This window comes from Xylophilus sp. GOD-11R, from assembly GCF_033546935.1.
GTDB lineage: Bacteria > Pseudomonadota > Gammaproteobacteria > Burkholderiales > Burkholderiaceae_C > Xylophilus.
In genome coordinates, this window is sequence record NZ_CP137854.1 from 4,355,775 (window position 1) to 4,379,875 (window position 24,101).

At 69.6% G+C, this 24,101-nt stretch carries 27 protein-coding genes; 13 read left to right on the top strand and 14 right to left on the bottom strand.

Annotated features, from left to right (window positions below; genetic code table 11):
* The first annotated feature begins 4 nt into the window (after positions 1–4).
* Together R9X41_RS20000 and R9X41_RS20005 are read left to right on the top strand one after the other, a co-directional pair.
* The gene (locus R9X41_RS20000) at positions 5–985 is read left to right on the top strand and encodes an efflux RND transporter periplasmic adaptor subunit (RefSeq protein ID WP_318632189.1); all 981 of its coding nucleotides are present in this window, start codon (positions 5–7) and stop codon (positions 983–985) included.
* Positions 985–2,415 carry a TolC family protein gene (locus tag R9X41_RS20005; protein ID WP_412556718.1) on the top strand — a complete coding sequence of 477 codons (1,431 nt, stop codon included), beginning with the start codon at positions 985–987 and terminating at the stop codon, positions 2,413–2,415. Before R9X41_RS20000 ends, R9X41_RS20005 begins: the two co-directional genes overlap by 1 nt.
* 21 nt (positions 2,416–2,436) lie before the next feature.
* Here R9X41_RS20005 and R9X41_RS20010 read toward each other — a convergent pair whose 3' ends face one another.
* The 3 genes from R9X41_RS20010 to R9X41_RS20020 all read right to left on the bottom strand — a co-directional run bounded on the left by R9X41_RS20010 (position 2,437) and on the right by R9X41_RS20020 (position 4,068).
* Positions 2,437–2,838 carry a polyhydroxyalkanoate granule-associated phasin gene (locus tag R9X41_RS20010; protein ID WP_318632190.1) on the bottom strand — a complete coding sequence of 134 codons (402 nt, stop codon included), beginning with the start codon at positions 2,836–2,838 and terminating at the stop codon, positions 2,437–2,439.
* A gap of 127 nt (positions 2,839–2,965) precedes the next feature.
* The gene (fdxA, locus tag R9X41_RS20015) at positions 2,966–3,301 is read right to left on the bottom strand and encodes a ferredoxin FdxA (RefSeq protein ID WP_318632191.1); all 336 of its coding nucleotides are present in this window, start codon (positions 3,299–3,301) and stop codon (positions 2,966–2,968) included.
* A gap of 11 nt (positions 3,302–3,312) precedes the next feature.
* Complete coding sequence (locus R9X41_RS20020; RefSeq protein ID WP_318632192.1) at positions 3,313–4,068, bottom strand: siderophore-interacting protein; 756 nt, start codon at positions 4,066–4,068, stop codon at positions 3,313–3,315.
* 93 nt (positions 4,069–4,161) lie between these two features.
* Between R9X41_RS20020 and R9X41_RS20025 the strand changes: the two genes are divergently transcribed.
* The 3 genes from R9X41_RS20025 to R9X41_RS20035 all read left to right on the top strand — a co-directional run bounded on the left by R9X41_RS20025 (position 4,162) and on the right by R9X41_RS20035 (position 6,140).
* A complete protein-coding gene (locus tag R9X41_RS20025; RefSeq protein ID WP_318632193.1) occupies positions 4,162–4,587 on the top strand; it encodes a MarR family winged helix-turn-helix transcriptional regulator in 426 nt (141 codons plus the stop codon).
* Between the two features lie 58 nt (positions 4,588–4,645).
* Positions 4,646–5,560, top strand: coding sequence for a polyphosphate kinase 2 (ppk2, locus tag R9X41_RS20030; protein WP_318632194.1), 915 nt, complete (start codon positions 4,646–4,648; stop codon positions 5,558–5,560).
* A 67-nt stretch (positions 5,561–5,627) separates the two neighbouring features.
* A complete protein-coding gene (locus R9X41_RS20035; protein ID WP_318632195.1) occupies positions 5,628–6,140 on the top strand; it encodes a hypothetical protein in 513 nt (170 codons plus the stop codon).
* Between the two features lie 85 nt (positions 6,141–6,225).
* Here R9X41_RS20035 and R9X41_RS20040 read toward each other — a convergent pair whose 3' ends face one another.
* The 5 genes from R9X41_RS20040 to R9X41_RS20060 all read right to left on the bottom strand — a co-directional run bounded on the left by R9X41_RS20040 (position 6,226) and on the right by R9X41_RS20060 (position 10,633).
* A complete protein-coding gene (locus R9X41_RS20040; RefSeq protein ID WP_318632196.1) occupies positions 6,226–7,218 on the bottom strand; it encodes a tripartite tricarboxylate transporter substrate-binding protein in 993 nt (330 codons plus the stop codon).
* Between the two features lie 201 nt (positions 7,219–7,419).
* Positions 7,420–8,277, bottom strand: a complete 858-nt coding sequence (gene asd, locus R9X41_RS20045; RefSeq protein WP_318632197.1) for an archaetidylserine decarboxylase — start codon at positions 8,275–8,277, stop codon at positions 7,420–7,422.
* A gap of 123 nt (positions 8,278–8,400) precedes the next feature.
* Positions 8,401–8,805 carry a sensor histidine kinase gene (locus R9X41_RS20050; protein WP_318632198.1) on the bottom strand — a complete coding sequence of 135 codons (405 nt, stop codon included), beginning with the start codon at positions 8,803–8,805 and terminating at the stop codon, positions 8,401–8,403.
* Positions 8,806–8,898: 93 nt separating this feature from the next.
* Positions 8,899–9,726: a creatininase family protein gene (locus tag R9X41_RS20055; RefSeq protein ID WP_318632199.1), complete on the bottom strand. Its 828-nt coding sequence runs from the start codon at positions 9,724–9,726 to the stop codon at positions 8,899–8,901.
* Between the two features lie 34 nt (positions 9,727–9,760).
* Complete coding sequence (locus tag R9X41_RS20060) at positions 9,761–10,633, bottom strand: MBL fold metallo-hydrolase (RefSeq protein ID WP_318632200.1); 873 nt, start codon at positions 10,631–10,633, stop codon at positions 9,761–9,763.
* Positions 10,634–10,695: 62 nt separating this feature from the next.
* Here R9X41_RS20060 and R9X41_RS20065 point away from each other — a divergent pair, with 62 nt between their 5' ends.
* A complete protein-coding gene (locus R9X41_RS20065) occupies positions 10,696–12,075 on the top strand; it encodes an MmgE/PrpD family protein (RefSeq protein WP_318632201.1) in 1,380 nt (459 codons plus the stop codon).
* 13 nt (positions 12,076–12,088) lie between these two features.
* On the opposite strand, the gene R9X41_RS20070 is transcribed toward R9X41_RS20065, so the two are convergent.
* On the bottom strand, positions 12,089–12,997 hold the full coding sequence (locus tag R9X41_RS20070; protein ID WP_318632202.1) for a LysR family transcriptional regulator: 909 nt from the start codon (positions 12,995–12,997) through the stop codon (positions 12,089–12,091).
* Between the two features lie 210 nt (positions 12,998–13,207).
* On the opposite strand from R9X41_RS20070, the gene R9X41_RS20075 reads away from it, so the two are divergent.
* Genes R9X41_RS20075 through R9X41_RS20085 form a run of 3 tightly spaced genes read left to right on the top strand, consistent with a single transcriptional unit; the run spans position 13,208 to position 15,836 of the window.
* Positions 13,208–13,651, top strand: a complete 444-nt coding sequence (locus tag R9X41_RS20075) for a hypothetical protein (RefSeq protein WP_318632203.1) — start codon at positions 13,208–13,210, stop codon at positions 13,649–13,651.
* A gap of 51 nt (positions 13,652–13,702) precedes the next feature.
* Positions 13,703–14,344 (top strand): DedA family protein, encoded by a 642-nt coding sequence (locus tag R9X41_RS20080; RefSeq protein ID WP_318632204.1) that lies wholly within the window; start codon positions 13,703–13,705, stop codon positions 14,342–14,344.
* A 55-nt stretch (positions 14,345–14,399) separates the two neighbouring features.
* A complete protein-coding gene (locus R9X41_RS20085) occupies positions 14,400–15,836 on the top strand; it encodes an MFS transporter (RefSeq protein WP_318632205.1) in 1,437 nt (478 codons plus the stop codon).
* Between the two features lie 16 nt (positions 15,837–15,852).
* Here the strand turns inward: R9X41_RS20085 and R9X41_RS20090 are convergent, their stop codons facing one another.
* The 5 genes from R9X41_RS20090 to R9X41_RS20110 form a co-directional block, all read right to left on the bottom strand.
* The gene (locus tag R9X41_RS20090; RefSeq protein ID WP_318632206.1) at positions 15,853–17,325 is read right to left on the bottom strand and encodes a gamma-glutamyltransferase family protein; all 1,473 of its coding nucleotides are present in this window, start codon (positions 17,323–17,325) and stop codon (positions 15,853–15,855) included.
* A 2-nt stretch (positions 17,326–17,327) separates the two neighbouring features.
* A complete protein-coding gene (locus R9X41_RS20095) occupies positions 17,328–18,875 on the bottom strand; it encodes a hypothetical protein (protein WP_318632207.1) in 1,548 nt (515 codons plus the stop codon).
* A gap of 297 nt (positions 18,876–19,172) precedes the next feature.
* Positions 19,173–20,174: a 2Fe-2S iron-sulfur cluster-binding protein gene (locus tag R9X41_RS20100; protein ID WP_318632208.1), complete on the bottom strand. Its 1,002-nt coding sequence runs from the start codon at positions 20,172–20,174 to the stop codon at positions 19,173–19,175.
* 29 nt (positions 20,175–20,203) lie between these two features.
* Positions 20,204–20,683, bottom strand: coding sequence for a GlcG/HbpS family heme-binding protein (locus R9X41_RS20105; RefSeq protein ID WP_318632209.1), 480 nt, complete (start codon positions 20,681–20,683; stop codon positions 20,204–20,206).
* A 50-nt stretch (positions 20,684–20,733) separates the two neighbouring features.
* A complete protein-coding gene (locus tag R9X41_RS20110; RefSeq protein WP_318632210.1) occupies positions 20,734–22,206 on the bottom strand; it encodes an aldehyde dehydrogenase family protein in 1,473 nt (490 codons plus the stop codon).
* Positions 22,207–22,390: 184 nt separating this feature from the next.
* Between R9X41_RS20110 and R9X41_RS20115 the strand changes: the two genes are divergently transcribed.
* Genes R9X41_RS20115 through R9X41_RS20130 form a run of 4 tightly spaced genes read left to right on the top strand, consistent with a single transcriptional unit; the run spans position 22,391 to position 24,098 of the window.
* Complete coding sequence (locus R9X41_RS20115) at positions 22,391–23,122, top strand: iron-containing redox enzyme family protein (protein ID WP_318632211.1); 732 nt, start codon at positions 22,391–22,393, stop codon at positions 23,120–23,122.
* A gap of 28 nt (positions 23,123–23,150) precedes the next feature.
* Positions 23,151–23,456 (top strand): 2Fe-2S iron-sulfur cluster-binding protein, encoded by a 306-nt coding sequence (locus R9X41_RS20120; protein ID WP_318632212.1) that lies wholly within the window; start codon positions 23,151–23,153, stop codon positions 23,454–23,456.
* A 12-nt stretch (positions 23,457–23,468) separates the two neighbouring features.
* Positions 23,469–23,771 (top strand): ferredoxin, encoded by a 303-nt coding sequence (locus R9X41_RS20125; RefSeq protein ID WP_318632213.1) that lies wholly within the window; start codon positions 23,469–23,471, stop codon positions 23,769–23,771.
* Positions 23,772–23,807: 36 nt separating this feature from the next.
* Positions 23,808–24,098: a 2Fe-2S iron-sulfur cluster-binding protein gene (locus R9X41_RS20130; protein ID WP_318632214.1), complete on the top strand. Its 291-nt coding sequence runs from the start codon at positions 23,808–23,810 to the stop codon at positions 24,096–24,098.
* Positions 24,099–24,101: the final 3 nt, after the last annotated feature.

Genomic DNA, 24,101 nt, shown 5'->3' on the forward strand with positions numbered 1-24,101 from the left:
CGCGATGACCGCCCCCGCCACCTCCCGTTCCATTCCCGCCCTCTGGCTCGCCCGCATCGCGCGGGTCGTGCTGACCCTGCTCGTGGTGCTCGCCGCCGTCTGGGCCGGCCTGCAGCTCTGGGACCACTACGAACTCGCCCCCTGGACGCGCGACGGCCGGGTGCGCGCCAACGTCGTGCAGATCGCGCCGGATGTCTCCGGCCTGGTCACCGCCGTGCCGATCCAGGACAACCAGCGCGTGGCCGCCGGCACCCTGCTGTTCGAGGTGGACCGCGCCCGCTACACGCTCGCGCAGCGCCAGGCCGAGGTCAACATCGGCATGCTGCGCGCCGCGCTGTCGCAGGCCCAGCGCGAGAACACCCGCAATGCCGACCTGGGCAATCTGGTGTCGCAGGAAGTGCGCGAGCAGACCCGGGTGCGACAGCAGGTGGCGCAGGCCAACCTCGACGCCGCCATGGTCGCGCTCGACAGCGCCAGGCTCAACCTCGACCGCGCCTCAGTGCGCGCGCCCACCGACGGCCTGGTGACCAACCTCGACCTGCGCCAGGGCGCCTACGCCGCAGCGGGCCATCCGGTGCTGGCACTGGTGGACGCCGGCTCGCTCTATGTCGAAGGCTATTTCGAAGAAACCAAGCTGCCGCGCATCCACATCGGCGACCGGGTGAAGGTGTTGCCCATGGGCGGCGGCCGGCTGAGCGGCACGGTCGAGAGCATCGTCGCCGGCATCGCCGACCGCGACCGCAGCACCAGCGGCAACCTGCTGCCGAGCGTCAATCCCACCTTCAACTGGGTGCGGCTGGCACAGCGCATTCCGGTGCGTGTGCGGCTCGATCCATTGCCCGAAGGCACGCGGCTGGTGGCCGGCCAGACGGTGACGGTGGCGGTCGAGGAGGCCGGGCGCAAACCCTGGATGCGGGTCGGCATGCCCATCGCACCGGACACACCGGTCGCACCCACTGCCGCTACACCGGAGCGCAAATCGTGATCCGCCGCGGCACGCTCACCGCGATCGGCCTGGCCGCCTGCCTGGCCGGCTGCGCCACCCACCCGGTCGGCCCCGACTACCAGGCGGCCGACCCGCTGCAGGCGGCGCACCCGGCGTCGGCCGGCGCCTTCCTGTCGGCGGAACCGGCCACCGCCTCGGTCGCGCCGCTGCCGGACCACTGGTGGCGGCTCTACCAGGATCCTCGGCTCGACGCGCTGGTGCAGCAGGCCTTCGCCCACAACACCGACCTGCGCCAGGCGGTCGCCAATCTCGAACGCGAGCAGGCGGTCGACCAGGAAATTCGCGGCGCACAGCGGCCTTCCATCGCGGTGGGCGGCGGGCCTTCCTACGGCCACAAGTCGGGCATCGACCTGGTCAAGCCCGGCTTCACGCCGCCGAGCACCTTCAATTACAGCTCGCAGGCCAGCCTGTCGTACCAGCTCGACCTGTTCGGCCAGATCCGGCGCGCCATCGAGGCGGCCGAAGCCGGTACCGGATCGGCCGAAGCCGCGGTCGATCTGGTGCGGGTGAACGTGGCGGCCGGCACCGCGCGGGCCTATGCCGAGGTCTGCTCGACCGGCCTGCGACTGCGCAGCGCCCGCACCTCGGTCGACCTGCAGCAGCAGGCGGTCACGCTGTCGGACCGTCTGCAGCAGGCCGGCAAAGTGGGCGTGATCGATGCCGCCCGCGCCCGTGGACAGCTCGAGCAATTGCGCGCCGCGCTGCCGCCGCTGCAGGCCCGGCGGCAAACCGCGCTGTACCGGCTGGCCACGCTCACCGGATCGCCGCCGCGCGAGTTTCCGAGCGAGGTGACCGACTGCGTGCAACCGCCGCAACTGGCCGGCGCGATTCCGGTGGGCGACGGCGCCGCACTGCTGCGCCGGCGGCCCGACATCCGCCAGGCCGAGCGCGGCATCGCCGCGGCCACTGCGCGCATCGGCGTGGCGACGGCCGATCTCTATCCCAAGGTGTCGCTGGGCATCGCAGCGGCCAGCACCGGCCGCATGAACGACTTCGGCGGCTCCGACACCTTCGGCTACAGCCTCGGGCCGCTGATCTCCTGGACGATTCCCAACACCGGCGCGGCGCAGGCCCGCATAGCGCAGGCCGAAGCCTCCACCCGGGCCGCCGTGGCCCGGTTCGACGGCACGGTGCTCAACGCCCTGCGCGAAACCGAGACGGCCCTGAGCGCCTACGCCCGCGAGCTCGATCGGCGCGCCGCACTGCAGGCGGCGCGCGACCAGGGCGCCGTGGTGGCCGACCAGGCCCGCCAGCTCTATCGCAACGGCAAGACCGGCTCGCTGGACGCGCTGGACGCCGAACGCGCACTCGCCGCCAACGAAGCGGCGCTGGCCGCCTCCGACGCGCAGCTGGCCGACGACCAGGTCAGCCTGTTCCTGGCCCTGGGCGGCGGCTGGGAAAACCCCTGACGGCGCGCCGGGCCACCGGACTCAGCCAGCGCTCAGCCGCTTGACGTTGGCAACGGCTCGGCGGCTGATCGGCTCCATGCCCTTGCCCAGGATGGACCACGAGGCGCGTTGCCATTGGCGCTCGAAGGAGCGCATGGTCGGCGCGCGGTGGGTCAGCGGAAACCAGAAGGCCATGGCCATCTGCCAGGCCATGCGCTGCTGGGTCTGCACGACCTGGCCGAACATGGCGATCCACGACTCCTGGAAGGCCGCGACCTTCTCGTCGCTCATCAGTTTGAATTCGTCGCGGTCGCGTTGCGACGGCGACGCGCCCGCCAGGGCCATGCGGCCCAGCCGATGGGCCACGACCTGCGGTACGGCGAAGGCCAGTTCGGTGGTCTGGGCAGCAAGGGATCGTGCCCCGCGCATGTGGTGAACGGTCATGGCTATCTCTCCCGGTTGAAACGACCGGCCCATGATGCGCCCCGCTTCCCCGGCCGGCGTGGGAGGAATACCACGTCCACGATAGGTAGATGCGCCCAGTCGGCCCTCACTCGGGCCGCAGGCAGCGTCAATCGGCGCCTTCGAGCAGATGGCGTTTATCTCGCACGTCGCGCCAGTCGGCATGGTCGGCCGGGGGCGCCTGGGTGCGGCGGATGGGTTTCCAGCGCGGGTCCTGCGCCAGCCGGGCATTGAGCGCGATATAGGGCTGCTGCTCCGGCGTAGCCTCGGCCGCATTCACGATGGCGCCGACCGGGCACTCGGCCACGCAGACCGAGCAGTCGATGCAGCCGACCGGATCGATCGCCAGGAAGTTGGGTCCCTCGACGAAGCAGTCCATCGGACAGACCTCGACGCAGTCGGTGTATTTGCAGCGGATGCAGGGCTCGGTGACGATGAAAGGCACGCCGTCTCCGCTCAACCGCCGCGCGGCGCCTCGAAGCCGGCCTCGCCATCTTTCCAATAGGCGGCGGCGCTGATCGCGTAACGGTCATGGCCTTTTTCCTCGACCAGAAACCGGCGCAATTCGGCGCTGGTGCGGCCTTCGCCGGCGCACCAGGCGTAGCCCTCGCCCGGCGGCAGCGCCAGCGCGCGCACCGCATCGACCAGGCCCTGGTTGCCGTCGACCCACTGCACCGACAGCGCGGCGCGGCTCGCCAGCGCCCGGCGGTCGCCCGGCTCCGGCACGGTGGCGACGACGATGGCGCGGGTGGTGGCGGGCAGCTCTTCGAGCCGGCGGGCGATGGCCGGCAGCGCGGTCGCGTCGCCGACCAGCAAGTGCCAGTCGAAATCGGTCGGCACCACCGAGGAGCCGCGCGGCCCGGCGATGAAGGCGGCCTGACCGGGCGCGGCCTGCGCGGCCCAGGTGGAGGCCGGGCCGTCGCCGTGCAGCACGAATTCGAGCGTGAGTTCGTTGCGCACCGGGTCGTAGTGGCGCGGGGTGTAGTCGCGCATGGCCTGGGCGTCGGTACCGGGGTTCACGATGAATTTCAGGTGATCGTCGAAGGAGGCGCTGATGAAGCCGGCAAGCTCGGCGCCGCCGAGCACGACACGGCGGAAGCTCGGCCCCGGCGCATCGACGCGCAGCACCTGCAGCTGACGCCGCACGATGTCGTGCCGCACGCGCTGCGCCCGGCGGGGCGAGACGATGTCGGAATCGATGGAGTTGGACATGTGGATGATTCCTGGCGGCTTTCCGCCAAGTGGTTGACAATATCATCCATCATGCGACCTACGATTGATAAAGTCAACCATTCCGGTGACGACGTGCTGGACATCGTCCACACCGTCATGCACCAGGTGCGTTCGCTGCAATACCGCGTGCTGCGCGACGGACCACACGACATCACCCACATGGACAGCCGGGTGCTCGGCTATTTCGGCCGGCATCCGGGCGCCACGCAAAGCGAGCTGGCGGCCTTCAGCGGGCGCGACAAGGCGCAGCTCGCCCGGCTGGTGAAAGGCCTGCGCGACCGCGGCCTGCTGCAGGCCACGGCCGACCAAGCCGACCGGCGCAACGTGCATCTGCATCTCACCGCCGAGGGCGAAGCCGTGCAGGCCGCGCTGCGGCAGCAGGCGCAGCGCCTGGGCGAGAAGGCGGTGGCCGGCTTCAGCGACGAAGACCGCGCCCGCCTGGCCGGCCTGTTGCGCCGGGTGCAGGCCAACCTGGACGCCGCGGACCCAGCGCCCTGAGTCACGACGCGGTCATTCATCTGCGCGAACATGCCGGGCCAACCGAGGAAAGCTCCCCATGTCGCCAAGCCAGATCCCCGACAACGACCACCTGCTGCAGCGCATCTCGCGCGACCTGGTCGACAGCTACGACGAAGAGCTGGAGCTCGAACTCGAGGACCGCGCTTTCGACGCCGAGGGCAACATCACCCAGGACGACAAGGTCGCGCGGCAAGCGTATTTCCGCGAGCTGTTCCGGCTGCAGGGCGAGCTGGTCAAGCTGCAGGACTGGGTGCAGCACAGCGGGCAGAAAGTGGTGATCTTGTTCGAGGGCCGCGACGCCGCGGGCAAGGGCGGGGTCATCAAGCGCATCACCCAGCGGCTCAATCCGCGCGTGGTGCGCGTGGCCGCGCTGCCGGCGCCCAACGACCGCGAACGCACCCAGTGGTATTTCCAGCGCTACGTGGCCCATCTGCCGGCCGCCGGCGAGATGGTGCTGTTCGACCGCAGCTGGTACAACCGCGCCGGCGTCGAGCGGGTCATGGGCTTTTGCGACGACGCCGAATACGAGGAGTTCTTCCGCTCGGTGCCCGATTTCGAACGCATGCTGGTGCGCTCGGGCATCAAGGTGATCAAGTACTGGTTCTCCATCACCGACGAAGAACAGCACCTGCGCTTCCTGGGCCGCATCCACGACCCGCTCAAGCAGTGGAAGCTGAGCCCGATGGACCTGGAAAGCCGCCGCCGCTGGGAGGCCTACACCAAGGCCAAGGAAACCATGCTGGAACGCACCCACATCGCCGAGGCGCCGTGGTGGCTGGTGCCGGCCGACGACAAGAAAAAGGCGCGGCTGAACTGCATCTCGCACCTGCTCGGCCAGCTGCCCTACCAGGCGGTGCAGCATCCGCCGGTGGAACTGCCGGCGCGGGTGCGCAACCCCGACTACCTGCGCAACCCGCCGCCGCCGGAGATGACGGTTCCGCAGCTCTACTGAGCTTCCCTGATTTCAGGCGTATCCCTGAACGGTATAAACTGTTTATACCGTTTAAGGAGATTCGCGCATGGAAAACACTGCATCCGAGACCAAGTCCGCGACCGCCACCGCGCCGGTAAAGGCCAAGGCGCCCAAGGCTGCCCAGGTCGCCGTGAAGAAGACCACCGCCAAGTCGGCCACCGCGCCCCGGACGGCAGTCGCCAAGACGCCGAAGCTCGCCAAGCCGGTCAAGCCGCCGGTCGCCGCCCAGCCGAAGCCGGCCGCCACGAAGCGCGCCGTCGCTGCCAAGCCGCCCAAGGTCGAGAAGGTGGCCAAGGTCGAGAAGGTCGAAAAAGCCGAGAAGCCCGTCAAGCCGGCCAAGGCCGAGAAGCTGGTGCGCGACAGCTTCACCATCCCGCGCGGCGAATACGCCCTGCTCCAGGAACTCAAGCTGCGTTGCGCCCAACTCGGCCGCGAAACCCGCAAGAGCGAAGTCCTGCGCGCCGGTCTCCAGGCGCTTAAGGCCCTGGACGACGCTGCCCTGCTGGCCATCTTCGGCCAGGTGCCGGTCATCAAGACCGGCCGCCCTTCGCGCGACTGACCGCTCGCGGCGCGCACCCCACGAAAAAGCCGCCGGGCCGTGAGGCCGGGCGGCTTTTTTTACCGACAGGGATCGTGCGACGCCATCAGTCGGCGTACACGCCGGCGGCCTTGATGATCGGCGTCCACTTGGCGATCTCGGCGGCCACGAACTTCTTGTGCTCGGCCGGCTCCACGCGCTTGTCGCTGGCGACCACGGCGCCCAGGCCTTCCTCGTTCTTCACGAAGGTCGGATCCTTCAGCGCCACCTTCAGCGCGTCGTTGATCTTCTTGACCACCGCCGGCGGCGTGCCCTTGGGCGCGTACAGGCCGTGCCAGATGGTCACTTCGAAGTTGGGCACGCCCACTTCCTGCATCGTCGGCAGGTCCTTCAGGCCGGGCGTGGTCAGGCGCTTGGCGGTGGTCACCGCGTAGGCCTTGACTTTCTTGCCCTCGATCTGCTGGCTGGTGTTGGTGGTCTGGTCGCACAGCAGGTCGACCTGGTTGCCCATCAGGTCGGCGATGGCCGGGGCCGCGCCCTTGTACGGCACGCCGGTCAGTTCGGTCTTGATGGCGCTCTGGAACAGCAGGCCGCACAGGTGCGAGGCCGAGCCGATGCCGGCGTTGGCCAGGTTGATCGTGCTCTTGTTGGCCGCGATGTAGCTGGTCAGTTCCTTGTAGTTGCTGGCTGGCAGGTTGGGCTTGCCGATCAGCGTCATCGGCACGTCGTTGATGACGCCGAGGTAAGCAAAGTCGTTCTCGACGTCGAAGGGCAGCTTGCGGTAGAGGCCCGGCATCGTCGCCATGCCGATGTGGTTGAGCAGCAGGGTGTAGCCGTCCGGTGCCGCGCGGGCGACCTTGGCGGTGCCGATGGAGCTGCCGGCGCCGGCCGTGTTGTCGACGACGATGGTGGCGCCGCCCAGGGGCTTGATGAGGGCCTGGGCTAGGTCACGGGCCACGCGGTCGGTGGGGCCGCCGGCGGTGAAGGGAACCACGATGGTGATGGTGCGGCCGGCGGCCGGGAACTCCTGGGCCTGGGCACCGAAGGCCACCAGGGCGGTCACCGCTGCAAGGACGGAATAGGAGAAAAGCTTTGGCATGGAAAGGGTTCCTCGGAGCTCGGCAAGAGAGGTGAAAAGGGCGCCGATCTTATGCAGCCTCCCCCCACCCGCTGGAGGGTGGAAACACCTAATGAAAGGTCTCTTGCGGCCCCCGTCGCCATCGGCTAGAGGAAGCGCGGCGATCGCCCCGCGCGAGTCGTCAGCTTTCTGAAAGCTTCGAACCCCCGAACCCGGTGCCGGTCAGGCGCTGGCGACCGGCCAGTCGGCCATCGGCTCGCCCAGCCGCACGGCGCCGCCCGGCGCCCAGCCGGACTCGAACCGCAGCGGTGCGTTCGGGAACAGCAGCACCACGGTGGAGCCCAGCATGAAGCGCCCCATCTCCTCGCCCTTTTTCAGGCGGATCTGCTCGTCGGAATAGTCCCAGTGCCGGATCTCGCCGTCGCGTCGGGGGTTGACCGTGCCGTGCCAGACGGTCGCCATGCTGCCGACGATGGTGGCGCCCACCAGCGCCAGCACGAAGGGGCCGGCCTCGCCGTCGAACACGCACACCACCCGCTCGTTGCGGGCGAACAGGCCCGGCACGCCGCGCGCGGTGACCGGGTTCACCGAGAACAGGTCGCCCGGCACGTAGACCATGCGGCGCAGCACGCCGTCGCAGGGCATGTGGATGCGGTGGTAGTCGCGCGGGCTCAGGTAGATGGTGGCGAAGTGGCCGTCGTCGAAGCGGCGCGCCAGGGTCTCGTCGCCGCCGACCAGCGCGCAGGTCGAATAGCGGTGGCCCTTGGCCTGCACGATCTGGTCGTGGGCGATGGGGCCGAACTGGCTGATGGCGCCGTCGACCGGGCTGACCAGCGCGGTGTCGGCGATCGGCCGGGCGCCCTCGCGCAGCGCGCGGGTGAAGAAGTCGTTGAAGGTGGCGTAGTGCGCCGGATTGGGGTCAGCCGCCTCGGACATGTCCACGCCGTACTTGCGGATGAACCAGCGGATCAGCCCGACCGTGCGGGCGCCGCCCTCGTGGCCGGCGACACGGCCGGCGAAACGGGTCAACGCCTTCTTGGGCAAGGCGTACTGGGGCAGGACGGGAAGGCGTGGATGCAAGGGCGGGTCCGGTTGGCGCGGGCGGGGTGGCCCGAAGGTGGCGGCGATTCTAGTCGTGCCATGGGCAGCGAACGCTTGCACGGTATCCGGGTGAAACGCGCACCGCATGCCCGGCCGGCGCCGTCAGGGGGGCGTGCCCTGCTCCTGCTGCTTTTGGCCGGTGCGCAGCCCGCCGACGATGCGCTCCAGGCTGGCGGCCACCTGTTCGAGCTGGTCGTCCATGGTGTCGCAGCGGATGCGCATCTGCATCCGCATGGTCCGCACCGTCTCGCCGTTGCTGCCGGCCTGCTCGGCCAGGCAGCGGTCGAGCCAGGCGAGGTCCATGCGCAGGCCGATCAGCAGGCTGTCGATCTGCGCATGGATCTCCTTGGCCAGCCGGGCCCGCTCCTCTTCGCGCGCACCGGCGTGGCGCCCGCCGCCGTTGGCCGACGGCGTCTGGCGCGGACCGATGGGCCGGCTGCGCGCGACCACCGCCGCGCGCGGAGCGGCCGGGCCACGCGGGCTGGGAGTGTTGGCGTTGGCAGGCATGCCAGAGTCATAGCAACGGATGTGCCGGACCCGTGTTCATTCTGGTGCTCGGAACGATTGTTACTTCTTCGCTCCGTCGACACGTCGCCTGCGTCAGACCGAAGCGGGCGCCGTGCAGATTTCGCCCATCAACAAAGCGAGCTGCGAAGCCGCCGCGTCGATCAGCGCGTGGCCCTTGTCGGCCGTGGCGGCGGCCGCGTTGCCGACCGCGCCCTCGGCGTTGTAGTCCTCCATGCGCCAGGACAGCTTGGCGCTGCGGCCGTCCGCCAGCAGAGTGTATTGGCCGGCGCGCGCCTCGGACGCCGAGGCGAAATCACGCGCGGCCGCCATGTCGACGCGTTCGGGGTGCAGGGCCAGCATCATCGAGGTTTCGCTGTCGCCCGCATGGATGCCGTAGCGGTGCTCGCGGGCCGAAAACAGCGCGGCCACCTCCGGCGGCTGCGGCAGCGAGAACCAGCTGGTGGACCACACCGTGAGCCCGCATCGGGCCCGCAGGTCGCGGCCCACGATGTCGAGAAAACCCACCTGCCCGCCGTGGCCGTTGACCAGCAACAGCTTCTTCACCCCCGTACGTGCCACCGCTTCGCCGAGTTCGGTCCAGATGCGGATCAGCGTCTCCGCCCGCAGGCTGAGCGTGCCGGCAAAACCCTCGTGCTCCGGACTGAAGCCTACCGGCTGTGTCGGCAGCACCAGCACCGGCAGGCCTTCGGGCACGAGGGACAACGCGCGGGAAACCACGCCGTCGAGCAGATTCGTATCCACGCCCAGCGGCAGGTGCGGCCCGTGCTGCTCGGTCGCGGCCACCGGCAGCACCGCCAAGGTGCGGGCCAGCGTTCCATTCTGGGCCAGCCGGTCGAAATCGGTGGTGCGCAGCTCGGCCCAGTAGTGGCTGGGCAGGCTCGGGGGGATGGCGGCGGTCATCGGGCGATCTTATAAGCCGCACCGCCGGCCGGCACTAGAAGCGGTCGATCGGAATCTTGAGATAGACCGTGCCGTTGGACTCCTGCGCCGGCAGCTGGCCGGCGTGGATGTTGACCTGGATCGACGGCAGCATCAGCCGGGGCATGGCCAGCGTGGCGTCTCGCGCCTGGCGCCGGGCGACGAAGGCTTCCTCGCTCACGCCCTCGTGCATATGGACGTTGGCCGCGCGCTGTTCGGCCACCGTCGTCACCGGGCAGACCTCGCGGCCGGCGGGCGGGTAGTCGTGGCAGAGGAACAGCCGGGTCTGCGGCGGCAGCGCCAGCAGGCGGCGGATGGAGCGGTAGAGCTGATGCGCATCGCCGCCGGGGAAGTCGCAGCGTGCGGTGCCGACGTCGGGCGCGAATACGGTGTCGCCGACGAAGACGGCGTCGCTGGCGCCTTGCGGGTCGAACACGCGGTAGGCGACGTCGGCGGGCGTGTGGCCCGGCAGGTGCATCACCTCGGCCCGCAGGCTGCCGATGAAAAAGGTTTCGCCGTCCTCGAACAGCCGGCCGAAGGGCGACACGGCGGCCTGCGGATCGTCCAGATTGAAGATGCCGCGGAACACCTGCTGCACCTGGCGGATGCCCGAGCCGATGGCCAGCGTGCCGCCCAGGCGCTTCTGCAGCAGGGGCGCGCCGGAGAGGTGGTCGGCATGGGCGTGGGTTTCGAGCAGCCAGTCGAGTTGCAGGCCACGCGCCTCGATGGTGTCGCCGATGCGCTCGGCCGGCGTGCGGTCTACCCGGCCGGCGGCCGGATCGAAACCCACCACCGGATCGACCACCGCGCAGCGGCCCTGGCCGTCGTCCACCAGGTAGGAGAAGGTGGCGGAATCAGGGTCGAAGAAGGACTGGATCGACAGCGTCATCAGAAGGCGGCCCCCATGCCGTCGGTTTATATAATGAAATGAATTTCATTGGATAAAACATTATGGCCCAGTCGCTGCCCGAGGAAAGCCTCGTCGCCCAACTGATGGAACGCCGCGCGGCCCCGGTGCCCGCCGCCACGCGCAAGCGGCTTGCCCAGGCCTTGCTCGACTGGTTCACCGCCGGCTGGTCCGGCCTGGAGATGGCCGGTGCCGAGCCGATGCGCCGGGCCGCACTCGACGTGCTCACCGGCCCCGGCTCCGCGCCGGTCTTCGGTGCCGGCAGCGCGACTGCACTGGCCGCTGCCTTCGCCAACGCCGGCATCGCCCATCTGCGCGAGATCGACGACGCCCATCGTGCGGCGATGTTGCACCCCGGGGTGATCGCCGTATCGCCGGTGCTGGCATTGGCCGCCGCCATGCCGTTGAGCCAGCGCCGCACCATCGACGCCATCGTCGCGGGCTACGAGGTTTCGCTGCGACTGGGCGAAGCGCTGGGCGCAGGCCACGCCGCGCGTTTCCATGCCACGGCCACCGCCGGTGCGGTGGGCGCCGCCGCTGCGGCCGCTACCGCGCTGGGTCTGCCGGCCGCGCAGCTGCACCACGCCATGGGCATCGCGGCCACGCAGGCGGCCGGCCTCTGGCAGCTGGTCGACGACGACGCGCACGAGGCCAAGTCGCTGCATCCGGCCTTCGCGGTACGCAACGGCCTGATGGCCGCCTTCGCCGCACGGGCCGGCCTGCCCGGGGCGCGCGCCTTCTTCTCCGGGCGACGTGGCATGTACGCGCTGCTGGCCGGCGACGGCCCGATGTCAGCGGTGGCCGAGGCGCTGCCGGCGGCCGACCAGCTCACCACCGCCACCATCAAGGCCTGGCCGTGCTGCGCGCAGATCTTCACGCCGCTCGACGCCACCCGCGCCCTGATGGACGAGCACCGCATCGTGCTCGACGACATCGAGCGGGTGGAGATCACCATCTTCGCCCACGCGCTCAAGATCGCCGGCGTGGCCTGGCCGACCAAGCCGGCCGAAACCGCCTTCTGCCTGCGCTACGTGGTCGCCACGCTGCTGCTCAAAGGCCGGCTCGGCATCGCCGAGATGGAATCGCCCGATCTGCACGACCCCGCCCTGCTGGCCCTGGCCGCCAAGATCGTGGTGCGCACCGACGACGAATTCCAGAAGGCCTTCCCCACCCGGCGGCCGGCCCGCGTGGAGATCGTCGACCACGACGGCCGCACCGTCGGCGCCTACCGCGAGCTGCGCCGGGGCGACCCCGAAGACCCCTTCGACTGGCAACAGCTGCAGCAGCGCATGCGCGCCTTCGCGCCCGCCATGGACGATGCCGCCGCCGCGCGCGTCACCGACTGGTGCGCCGGCTTCGCCGACCACACGGCCGACGCGCGCGACTGCCGCATCGACCCTGCCCTGTTCGCCTCCACCGACTGAAAAGGCGCCCGCGTCAGGCCGCGCGCCGGACGTGCCACTCCGCCCCGCAGAAGGCCCGGATCAGCATCTCGACAAAAGCCTGCACCGCGCGCGAAGCCTGCCGGTGCTGCGGATAGACGGCATACACGGTCAGCGGCGGTGGCACGAACGCTTCGAGAATGGCCACCAGCTCGCCCCGCGCCATCGCGTCGCGCACGATGAAGCTCGGCAGCAGCGCGATACCCAGATCCTGCGTTGCCGAAGCCAGCGCCAGTTCGCCGTTGTTGGCCAGCAGACGCCCGTTCACCGCCACGTGGCAGGGCTCGCCGTCCACCACGAACGGCCATTCCACCCCACGCCCGTGGCCGTAAAGCAGGCATTCGTGGTGGGCCAGGTCGCGCGGGCTTTCCGGCCGGCCGTGGGCGGCGATATAGCCCGGACTGCAGCAGGCGATGAGATCGGTCTGGCCGACCGCGCGCGCGATGAGCGACGAATCGGGCAGCACGCCGATGCGGATCGCCATGTCGAAGCCCTCGCCCACGATGTCGACGGTGCGGTCGTTGAGCATGACTTCCATGCGCATGTCCGGCTGCTCGGCCAGGAAGCGGCCGATGACCGGCCCCAGGTGCAGCGTGCCGAAGGACATCGGCGCCGACACCCGCAGCATGCCGCGCGGCCGGCCGCCCTGGTTGGCGACCATGCCTTCGACGTCGTCGACCTCTTCGATGATCTTCACCGCCCGCTCGTAGTAGGCGCGGCCCAGGTCGGTGACGCTGAGGCGGCGGGTGGTGCGCAGCAGCAGGCGCACGCCGAGCCGCTCCTCGAGGGCGCCGACGCGACGGCTGACGAACTGCTTGGAAAGGCCCAGCCGATCCGATGCCGGGGTGAAGCCACGTGCATCCACGGTGGCCACGAAGATGCGCATGTCGTCCAGGGCGTCCATGGGTCGATTGTTCGTTGGGCGGCTGCCGAAGGCCGGCGATTGTCGCCAGATCGTTGACGATCTTATTCAGTTCAGGTGGTTTATCCGGAGCGCGGCAATCCCTAAAGTTCATCCCATCGCAGCGCCAGCGCCTTGCGAGACCGGCTCCGCCCTCCAGCGCAGACGGTAAGACAAGCCCGACCCGAACGCATCGCTCCAAAGGAATACGCCATGAACACGAACCGCACGCTCTACGCTCGCAACGCCTTCGCCGCCGCCGCTCTCGCGATGATCGGCACCGTGTCCACCGCACCGGCCTTCGCCCAGGACGCCACCCGCATCCAGTTGCGCGCCGACGTCGCCGCCGCCCAGGGCGATGGCTCGCTCGGCTCGGTGGCCGCGCAATACGGCCTCGACAGCCAGGGCCGCCCGCTCGCCGGCACCAGCACCGCCACCCGCGCCGAAGTCCGTGCCGTGGCCGAACGCGCGGTGGCCGACGGCGAGATCGAAGCCCAGCTCGGCGAGAGCTACGGCGCCGCAGTGCCGGTCGCCGCCAGCGAGCTGAGCCGCGCGCAAGTCCGCGACAGCGCCGTGCAGGCGCTGCGCGACGGCCGCATCGAACGCCAGCTCGGCGAGAGCTACGGCGCTGCCTCTGTCGCCCGCCGCGTGCTGTAACCCCTCCGGGCGGCCTGGCCGCCCTTCTCATTTGCCCCGATCGGAACCGCCATGACCACCGCCGCCCTCCCCACGATGCTGCTGCAGCACGGCCCCTTGCTGGTGCTGGGGGTGACGGTGGCCGCGCGCATCGGCCTGCCGGCGCCGGCGGCCGCGCTGCTCATGGCGACCGGCGCACTCGCCGCTGCCGGCCGTTTCTCGATGGCCTGCCTGGTGATGCTGATCGCGCTGTCGGTGCTGGCCAACCTGATCGGCGACGGCGTGTGGTTCTGGGCCGGGCGCCGCCACGGCGACCGCGTGCTGCGCATGCTCTGCCGTGGCAAGGCCGCCGACGGCCAATGCCGCGAGCGCGGCGCCAGCACCATGCGCCGCTGGGGCGCCGCCTCGCTGCTGGCCGCCAAGTTCGTGCCGGGCGTGTCGGCCGTCGCACCGCCGATGGCCGGCGCCATGGGCATGTCGCTGCGCCGCTTCGTCATCGCCGAATCGGTCTCGGCCCTGGTCTGGACCCTGTTCTTCATGGGCCTGGGTGCCATGTTCGGCAAGGAAGTCGAGATGCTGCTGCAGTGGATCTCCGGCCTGGACACCACGACCGTCGCCAGCGTGATCGTCGCGATGGCCCTGGCCGGCGCCCTGGTGTGGAGCTGGAGCCGCTACCGCCGCGCCCATCCGGACGGCGGCATGCTCGCCCCCTGAGCGCGCGACAACACGCCCTCACAAGCCGGCCGGGAGCGCCGCCCAGAATCGCGGCATGACTTCTGCCGCCGCCCGCCCACCCGCCGCCGACGCGGTCACCACCGACATCCCCGGCCGGCTCGACCGCCTGCCCTGGTCGCGCTGGCACTGGCGGGTGGTGATCGCACTCGGCATCGCCTGGGTGCTCGACGGCCTGGAGGTGACCCTCGTCGGCTCGATCGGCTCGGTGCTGGAGCGTCCCGACACCCTGGCGCTGACCGCCGCGCAGGTGGGCGCCGCCGGCTCGCTCTACATCGCCGGCGCGGTGGTCGGCGCCCTGCTCTTCGGCCGGCTGGCCGACCGGCTCGGCCGCAAGCGGCTGTTCATCGTCACGCTCATCGTCTATGCCGCGGCCACGCTGGCCACGGCCCTGTCGCCCGGATTCGCCTTCTTCGCGGCCTGCCGCTTCTTCACCGGACTCGGCATCGGCGGCGAATACGCGGCCATCAATTCGGCCATCGACGAACTCGTGCCGGCGCGCGTGCGCGGTCGGGTCAACCTGGCGATCAACGGCAGTTTCTGGATCGGCGCGGCGCTCGGCGCCGGGCTGTCGCTGGTGCTGCTCGACCCGCGGGTGATTGGCCCGGTGGCGGGCTGGCGCGTGGGTTTCGGGCTGGGCGCGGTGCTGGCCCTGGCCATTCTGCTGGTGCGCCGCGACGTGCCGGAGAGCCCGCGCTGGCTGGCCGCCCACGGTCGCGGCGAGGAGGCCGAGCGCATCCTGGCGCGCATCGAGGCCGAGGTACGGGCCGAGCACGGCGCGCTGCCACCGGTCACCGCCGAGCCCGGCGCGCTGCGGCCGGCGTCGCCGAGCCTGCGGCACGTGGCGCAGGTGCTGCTGCAGCGCTTTCGCCGCCGCAGCGTGGTGGCGCTGGGACTGATGGTGTCGCAGGCCTTTTTCTACAACGCGATCTTCTTCACCTATTCGCTGGTGCTGACCCGCTTTCACCACGTGCCCGAAGGCCGGGTCGCGCTCTACATCTTTCCCTTCGCGCTCGGCAACGTGCTCGGGCCGCTACTGCTGGGGCCGCTGTTCGACAGCTGGGGCCGGCGCCGGATGATCGGGCTGACCTACGGGCTGTCCGGCATCGGCCTGGCGGTCACCGGCTGGGCCTTCATGGAGGGCCACTTGGACGCCATGACGCAGGCACTGGCCTGGTCGGCGGTGTTCTTCCTGGCGTCGGCGGCGGCGAGCTCGGCCTATCTCACGGTGAGCGAAGTTTTTCCGCTGGAGATGCGGGCGCTGGCGATCTCGCTGTTCTACGCGGTGGGCACCGGCGCCGGTGGCTTCGCGGCGCCGTGGATCTTCGGCCTGCTGATCGAGAGCGGCAGCCGCGCGGCGGTGGCGGCCGGTTATGCGGTGGGCGCGGCGATGGTGATCGCCGCCGGGCTGGTGGCCTGGCGCTGGGGCGTGGATGCCGAGCGCCGCAGCCTGGAAGAGGTGTCGGCGCTGTGAGGCCGACGCCTGTCGCCTAGGCGCCCCAGGCCAGCCCGTCCTTGCGTTTGTCGGAGGCGCCGACGAGGCCGCCGTCCGGCGCACGCATCACCCATTGCGCACCGCCGAAATCGCTGCGGCCGCCAAGCTCGCCCTGGCCGAGCGGGTCGGTATAGCCGGCGCCGCGCAGCACGGCGGCGACAGCCGGGTCGTAACCGGCCTCGATGGCCAGTGCCGTGTCCGACTCGAGCCGCCAGCGCGGTGCGTCCAGCGCGGCCTGCAGCGGCTCGCCGAAAGCCGCCACGCGCAGCATCAGTTGCAGCTGACCCTGCGGCTGCATCGCGCCGCCCACCACGCCGAAGGCCGCGTGGAAGCGCCCTTCGCGCAATGCCGCCCCCGGCACCACCGTGTGATAGGGCCGCTTGCGCGGCGCCGGGCCGTTGATATGGCCGGTGCCGGAGAAACCGAAACCGCGGTTCTGCAGCACGAAACCGCAGCCCGGTGCGGCGATGCCGGAGCCGAAGCGTTTGAACACGCTGGTCATCAGGGTCACGGCCAGGCCGTCGCGGTCGACCACCACGGTGCAGACGGTATTGCCGGCCGGGTCGGCCACCGTCTTCTGCGCCCAGCGCATCGCCTCGCCCATGGCCTGCACCGCCTGCAGCGTGGTGCGCGGATCGGCCGGGTCGAGCGGCTGGGCTTCGAGCGTGTCGAGCGCGCGCAGCACCGCCACGCCGTGGGTGTTGGGCGGGCATTCGAGCACCGTCAGTCCGCGAAAGCGGGTGGAGGCCGGGGTGCAGAAAAGGCCGTCGTGCGCCGCGAAATCGGCTTCGGTCAGCACGCCGCCGAGCGCCTGCACCTGCTGTGCGGCGGCCCGCGCGGGCGCGCCGAGGTAGAAGGCATCCGGTCCGTCGGAGGCGATGGCCTGCAGCACCTGGGCGAGTTCGGGATTGGCGAACACCTCGCCCGCGCGCGGCGGCTCAGCGGCGCGGTAGAGCGCGGCGCTGTGGGCATCGCGCATCAGCACCTTGGCGAACAGCGCCCATTCGCGGGCGCACACCGGTGCCACCGCGAAGCCCGAGCGCGCCGCCGCGATCGCCGGCGCGAAGAGCGAGGCCCAGGGCAGCCGGCCGAAGCGACCGTGCATGTCGTGCCAGCCGCGCACCGCGCCGGGCACCGTCACCGCATACGGGTGGCGTTCGCCGATGCGTCCGTTCGGCAACGCGTCGACCAGCGACGGCTCCAGCGCCGCCGGCGCGCGACCGGTGCCGTTGTAGCTGAGCGGCTCGGCATCGACCGGCACCACCATGGCCAGCATGTCGCCGCCGATGCCGGTGGCCATGGGCTCGACCACGCCCAGCACCGCGTCGGCGGCGATGGCCGCGTCGATCGCCGAGCCGCCGGCTTCGAGCATGGTGCGCGCGGCCTGCGAGGCCAGCGGATGGCCGGTGGCCACCATGCAGCCGGATGCGTGTACGCCCCGGGCGTCGGTGGATGCGGTCGCGGCCATGTTCAGTGGCCCCAGAGGTAGACCGCCACCAGCGTGGCCACCACCAGGCCGGTGATCACCGGCACCAGCAGCGCACGCACCGCCGACAACACCGGCACCCGGGCGAAGCCGGCCACCGCGATCAGCGACGACCAGGCGACGAGCGTGCCGCCGCCGGTCCACACCGCGCCCATCTGGCCGATGGCAGCCAGCGTGGCCGCGTCCATGCCGGCAGCCGGTGCCAGCGCGCCGGAGAGCGAGCCGGTCAGCGGCAGGCCGGCGAAGCCGGAGCCGTCGATGCCGGTGATCATGCCGACGATGAGAATGCCGAAAGCCACGAACAGATGGCTGTGCGGAATCAGGTGCTCGGCCGACTGGATGAGTTCGAACAGCAGGTGCGGCGGCGTCGCGCCCTGGGCGATGTTGAGGATGGGGCCTGCGGTCTCGCCCGCACCGATGAAGAAGAAGCCGGCGATCGGCAGCACCGAGCCCATGGCCTTGAAGGCGAAGACGAAACCGCTGGTGATGTGGTCGGCGCTGACGTCGAGCATCTTGCGCGGGCCTTCGGCGGCCAGCGAGGCCAGGATCATCAGCAGCGCGGCCATGCCGCCCACCAGCGTGGCGGCCTCGCCGCCGCGCAGCGGTGGCAGCGAGGGCATGAGCTTGGGCGCGACCATGGTGACGATCACCGCCAGGAAGGCCAGCGGCGTCAGCACCGCGAACAATTTGGACCAGCCGATGCGCCGGCGCGAGGTGGCCGAGAGTTCGCCGTCGATCGCCTTGTCGCTCAGGAAAGGCTCGCGGCCGTCGGTGCCGCGCGCGAGCTCGGCCTTGTCGAAGGTGCCGGCTTCTTCCAGGCGCGCGGTCTCGCTGCCCGTCGTCTGCGCCTGCCACTCCACCAGCAGCGCATTGCTTGCCGGCCGGATCTGCTTGCGCAGCCGCAGGTAGGCCAGCACCAGCGCGATGCCACCGACGATCAGCGACAGCACCAGCGCCCGGTCGGCGACCACCGCCGCGCTGACGGCGGCGCCCGCGGCCTTGGCGCTGATGCCGGGCGCCACGCCGATCACGTAGTCCGACGACAGCGCCATGCCCTGGCCGGCGATGGCGATGGCCACCGCGCCCATCAGCGGCGGCAGGCCTGCGGCGATGGCCGCGGGCAGCAACACCGCCGAGACCAGCGGCACCGCCGGCGTCGGCCAGAAGAACAGCGAGATGAAATAGGTGATGGCCGCCAGGATGAAATAGGCGCTGTGGCCGTTCTTCATCACCGCGCGGAAGGGCTCGACCATGCGGATGTCCGAGCGCAGCTCCTTCAACGAGTTGAGCAGCGCGGTCATCAGCGCGATCACCAGGAAGATGTTGAAGAGTTCCTTGGCCGCGACGAAGCTCGCCGTGAAGATGCTGCCGAGCGCGGCCACCGGGCTGTGCGTCCAGGCCAGGGCGACGCAGAAGGTCGCCAGGATGGAGGGCACCACCACGTTGGCGCGGAAGATCATCGTCAACACGATGACCGCGACCCCCGCCAGATAAGTCCAGTGCGCCGCAGCGATGGAGACATGCTGATCCATGAAGAAGGAACTCCTGTTGGCAAACCGTGGAAGAGATGCAAAACGGCCAATCGGTATACTGTATGCGTATTGGCGCTAGTTCTTCATTAGCAAGTACCCTGCCTGCTTTGGCTTCGGTGGAAAGTGATTTTTCCAGCATCTACGCCCTCTTGCAGTGCTGACTCGGAATGCGGCGCTCCGTCTTGGTGCGGATCTATCGATCGCCCATCGCCGGGTTGACCTCGGATTCGGTATACTAAATGACGATAGGCCCGTGGCTTGGCAGCGACGGGCCTCGTGGGGTGGAGCGATGGCTTGTCAGCTGGCCTGAAAGGTGAAGCTGTCCGCGTAGACGTGGTCGATGCTGGCGCCCCGCGCCAGGAATTCGCGCCGGCTCTGCTCCACCATGGCGGGTGAGCCGCAGAGGTAGATGGCGTGCTCCGACAGGTCGGGAAAATCTTCTATCGCCGCCTGTTGCACGTAGCCGCGCCGGCCTTGCCAGCCTTCGCCCGCGCGGGAAAGCACCGGCACATAGCGGAAGTCGTCGAAGCGATCGGCCCAGCCCGCCACTTCCTGGTGCAGATAGAGGTCGCGCTCGTCGCGGGCGCCCCAGTACAGCGCCACCGGCGGGCAGTCGTCCGAGTCCATCAGCGATTCGAGGATGCTCTTGAGCGGCGCCAGGCCGGTGCCGGTGGCCAGCAGCAGCAGCGGCCGGTAGTCCTCGGGGTGATGGCAGAAGGTGCCCAGCGGCAGCTCCACCTCCAGCGTGTCGCCCGCGCGCAACCCGCCCACCCGGTGGTGCGTGAAGCGGCCTTCGGGAATGCGGCGCAGATGAAAGTCCACACCCCGACCGTCCGGCCGCGAAGCCATCGAGAAGCTGCGCGGGCTGCCGTCTTCCAGGAACAGGTTGCCGTACTGGCCGGGGCGATACACCAGCTCGCCGGCTTCCGGCGGCAGATCCAGCCGCAGGTGCGTGACGCCCTCGCCCAGCGCCTGCACCGCCTGCACCGTGGCGCGGTAGCGCTGCGGTGGCGAGCATGGCGCGAGCAGGCGTTCGGGCTGCAGGGTCACATCGGCCAGCGCATGGGCCTGGCAGGCCAGCGCGAAGCCGGCCGCGTCTTCCTCGGGGCTCAAGCCGGGCGGGAAATCTTCATAAGCGACGCGGCCGGTGGCAATGCGCACCCGGCAGGTGCCGCAGGTGCCGAAGCGGCAGTCGTGCGGCAGGCGGATGCCCGCACGCTCGGCGGCGTCGAGCAGGGTTTCGCCCTCCTCCGCATCGAAGGCGGCGGCGGGCTCGAGCATCTGGATGCGGTAGGCCATGGCGGTTCTCGTCGGCGGCGCGTGGCCCCTTATTTCTTGATGTCGGCCTGCACCAGCACCTGGTGGCCCAGGGGTGCGAGCAGTTCCTGCAGCGCGGCCAGGGCGGCGACGCCGGCCGCCGTGTCCTGCTCGCCGTTGCCGCCCGACAGGCCGACCCCGCCGACGACCTGGTCGTCGATCACGATCGGGAAGCCGCCGACGAACACCGCGAACTTGCCCTCGAAGCTCCACTGGATGCCGAAGGCTTCGTTGCCCGGCAGCGCCGGGCCGTTGGGCGCGGTGTTGAACAGGTGGGTCGAGCGCTTGTGGCCGGCCGCCGTGAAGGCCTTGTTCCAGGCGATCTGCGGGCCGGTGATGCGGGCGCCGTCCATGCGGTCCATGGCGATCGGATAGCCGCCGTCGTCGCAGATGCAGATGGTTTCGAGCACGCCGATTTCCTGCGACTTGGCGATGGCCGCGGCGATCATGTGGCGGGCTTCGGCGAGTTCGAGGCGGATGACTTTTTTCATGGTGGTCAGTTCGACAAAAAGATGGAGAAAGCGGGTAGCCCGGCGCGGGCTCAGATGCCGCGGTAGACGGTCTTGATCTGGGTGTAGAACTCCAGGCCGCCGCGACCGGACTCGCGGAAAGTGGAGGTGCTGGAGCGCTTGAGGCCGCCGAAGGGCGCGTTCATCAGGTTGCCGGTGGTGGTTCGGTTGATCTTCACCGTGCCCGATTCGATGTCGAACGCGAACGCATGTGCGTAGCGCGGATTGCGGGTGCAGATGGCCGCCGATAGGCCGTATTCGGTGTCGTTGGCCTGGGCGATCGCATCGGCGTAGTCGGCCACTTCGATGATCGCCAGCACCGGGCCGAAGATCTCCTCGCGGGCGATGCGCATCTGCTGCGTCACGCCACCGAACACGGCCGGCGACACGTAGTAGCCGTGCGCGAAATCGCCTTCGGTGAGGCGCTCGCCGCCGCACAGCAAGGTGGCCTCGGACTTGCCGATGTCGATGTAGTGCAGCACCGACTTCAGCTGCGCGGCGGTGGCCAGCGGGCCCAGGTCCATGCCCTTGGTCATGCCGCTGCCCACCTTCAGCGTGCGCACCTTGGCGACCAGCTTGTCGGTGAAGGCCTGCAGGACCGACGACACGACCAGGATGCGGCTCGTGCCGGTACAGGCCTGGCCGGAGAGCGACAGCCCGCCCTTCACAGCCAGGTCGACCGCCAGGTCCAGGTCGGCGTCTTCCATGACGATCAGCGGGTTCTTGCCGCCCAGCTCCATCTGGGTGCGGGTGGTGAGGCTGGCGGCGCGGTGGATCTGTTCGCCGGCCGCCGTGGAGCCGGTGAAGGAGATGGCGCGCACGGCGGGCGCGGTGGTGAGCACCGGGCCGACTTCGGACGCCCGGCCGGTGATGAAGTTGAGCACGCCCGGCGGCAGGCCACCGTGCACCAACGCCTCGGCCAGACGCAGGCCCGACAGCGGCGCCTCCGACGAAGGCTTGAACACCACGGTATTGCCCATCACCAGCGCCGGCGCGATCTTGCGCGCGGGAATCGACACCGGAAAGTTCCAGGGCGCGATCACCGTCACCACGCCCAGCGCCTCGCGCTGGGTAAAGACCAGCATGTCCGCGTCGTCCTGCGCAAAGGTCTCGCCGGAGAAGGACTGGCCTTCGATCGCATAAAAGCGCAGCGTCTGCGCCGAGCGCAGGAATTCGTCGCGCGCCAGCGCCAGGCCCTTGCCCTCTTCGCGGGTCAGTTCTTCGGCGAAACGGTCGACATGGGCTTCCAGGTAATCGGCCGCGGCCAGCAGCATCTTGGCCCGGCGGGTGACCGGCGTGCGGCGCCAGCCGTCGAACGCGGCCTGCGCGGCCTGCACCGCTTCTTCTGCGTCGTCCGCTGCGGAGGCCTGGAACAGGCCGACGGTCTCGCGTGCGTCGGCCGGATTCAGGCTGGCGAAGGTGGCGCCGCTGCGGCAGGGCTTCCAGGCGCCGGCGATGTAGTTGGGGAAGGTGGCAGGTACGGTGGCAGGAGAGACGGTGTTCATGGCGTGCGGGCTTTTCAGACTGGTGGCGTCACGAATACTGTATACCAAATAGCACGATTTACTCAAGCAATGCCGCGAAATGCTTGCGTATCTGAGATTACGGTATACAGTATGCCCATGGATGGGGTATCCAACGCCATCCTGAGTCGTTCACCACCACCCCTCTCTCGTGCAGGAGCCCGCCATGTCCGAACTGATGTCCCGCGACGAATTCCGTACTGCTCTCGAAAATGCCATCAAGGGCAAGAGCGCCAACAAGTCCCCGTTCAGCCTGGCCTGGGCCGGCGGCACCCTGAGCCGCGCGCAGCTCGCACGCTGGGCCGAGAACCATTTCCACTACGTCGGCCCGTTCGCCGACTACCTGGGCTATGTCTACGCCCGCATGCCGGCGCAGCACGTCGAGGCCAAGGACTTCCTGCTGGCCAACATGTACGAAGAGGAAATCGGCGGTGATCGCCACACCGATCTGCTGATCCGCTTCGCCGAAGCCTGCGGCACCACCCGCGAACGCGTGACCGACGAAGACAACATGTCGCCCACCACCCGCGCCCTGCAGGCCTGGTGCTATGCGGTCGCCATGCGCGAAGACCCGGTGGTGGCGGTCGCCGGCCTGGTGGTCGGCCTGGAATCGCAAGTGCCTTCCATTTATCGCAAGCAGACGCCCACGCTGCGCGAGAAGTACGGCTTTTCCGACGAGGAAGTCGAGTTCTTCGACCTGCACATCGTCTCCGACGAAATCCACGGCGAGCGCGGCTACCAGATCGTGCTGGAGCTGGCCAACACGCCCGAGCTGCAGCAGCGCTGCCTGAAGATCTGCGAAGTCGGCGCCCAGATGCGCCTGCTCTACACCACCGCGCTCTACAACGACTACGTGGCGGTGCAGCCGGAAGAAGCGGCCGAAGCCGTCGCGGCCTGATCGCGTCCATCGCCCGAGAGCCCGGCCCATGCCCCAAGTCGTATTCCACAAGAACGGCCAGACCTTCACCGACGAGGTGAAGGACAACACCAACCTGGTGGTGCGGGCCGGCATCAAGCAGTTTCCGTTTCCGCATCTCAAGTACCAGTGCGGCATGGGCAAGTGCGCCACCTGCGCCTGCGAAGTGCTGGCGGGCGGCGACCAGCTGCCGCCGCCCAACTGGAAGGAAAAGAAGCAGCTCGGCGACCGCCTGGATGCCGGCTGGCGCCTGGCCTGCCAGCTCTGGCTGGAACACGACATCGAGCTGCGCCAGGACGACCCCGTCGGCGCCTGAATCGCCCACACCATGTTCCTGATCCTCACCAGCAAGCCGGGGCTCTTCCGCACCGAGATGGGCGACGGCCTCGCCGCCGTCGAATCCTACGACTACCTGTTCTGCGAACGGGTGAAGGCGCATTTCGTCATCGCCGAACTCGTCGGTGAACTGTCCCGCACCCGGGTGCGGGTGGTCGACGAATCCGGCGAGCCCAGCGTCAATTCGGTGCCGGCCAAGTTCCTGGAGAAGTTCGACTCCATCGCCGCCGCCCGCCAGGAACTGCAGCACCTCTGCGCCTTCGGCAGCCAGGACACGGCGCTGGTCCGCACCTGATTCACCTCTCTCTTCCTTTTTGCCGAAGCGCCTGCCATGGCCCAGATCACCTTCATCACCAACAACGACCAGGTCGTGCAGGCCCCCGACAACAGCAGCCTGCTGCGCGTGGCCCTGCGCGAGAAGGCGGGCATTCCGTTCAAGTGCGGCGGTGGCCTGTGCGGCACCTGCAAGTGCCGCATCGAGCAGGGCCGCGAGAACATGGACGCGATCAAGCCCAAGGAACGCAAACACCTGAAAGACGAAGACTTCGCCGCCGGCTACCGCATGGCCTGCCAGGCCTTCGTGGTCAGCGGCGAGATCGCCGTCTCCTGGGACAAGAAGTAGCAG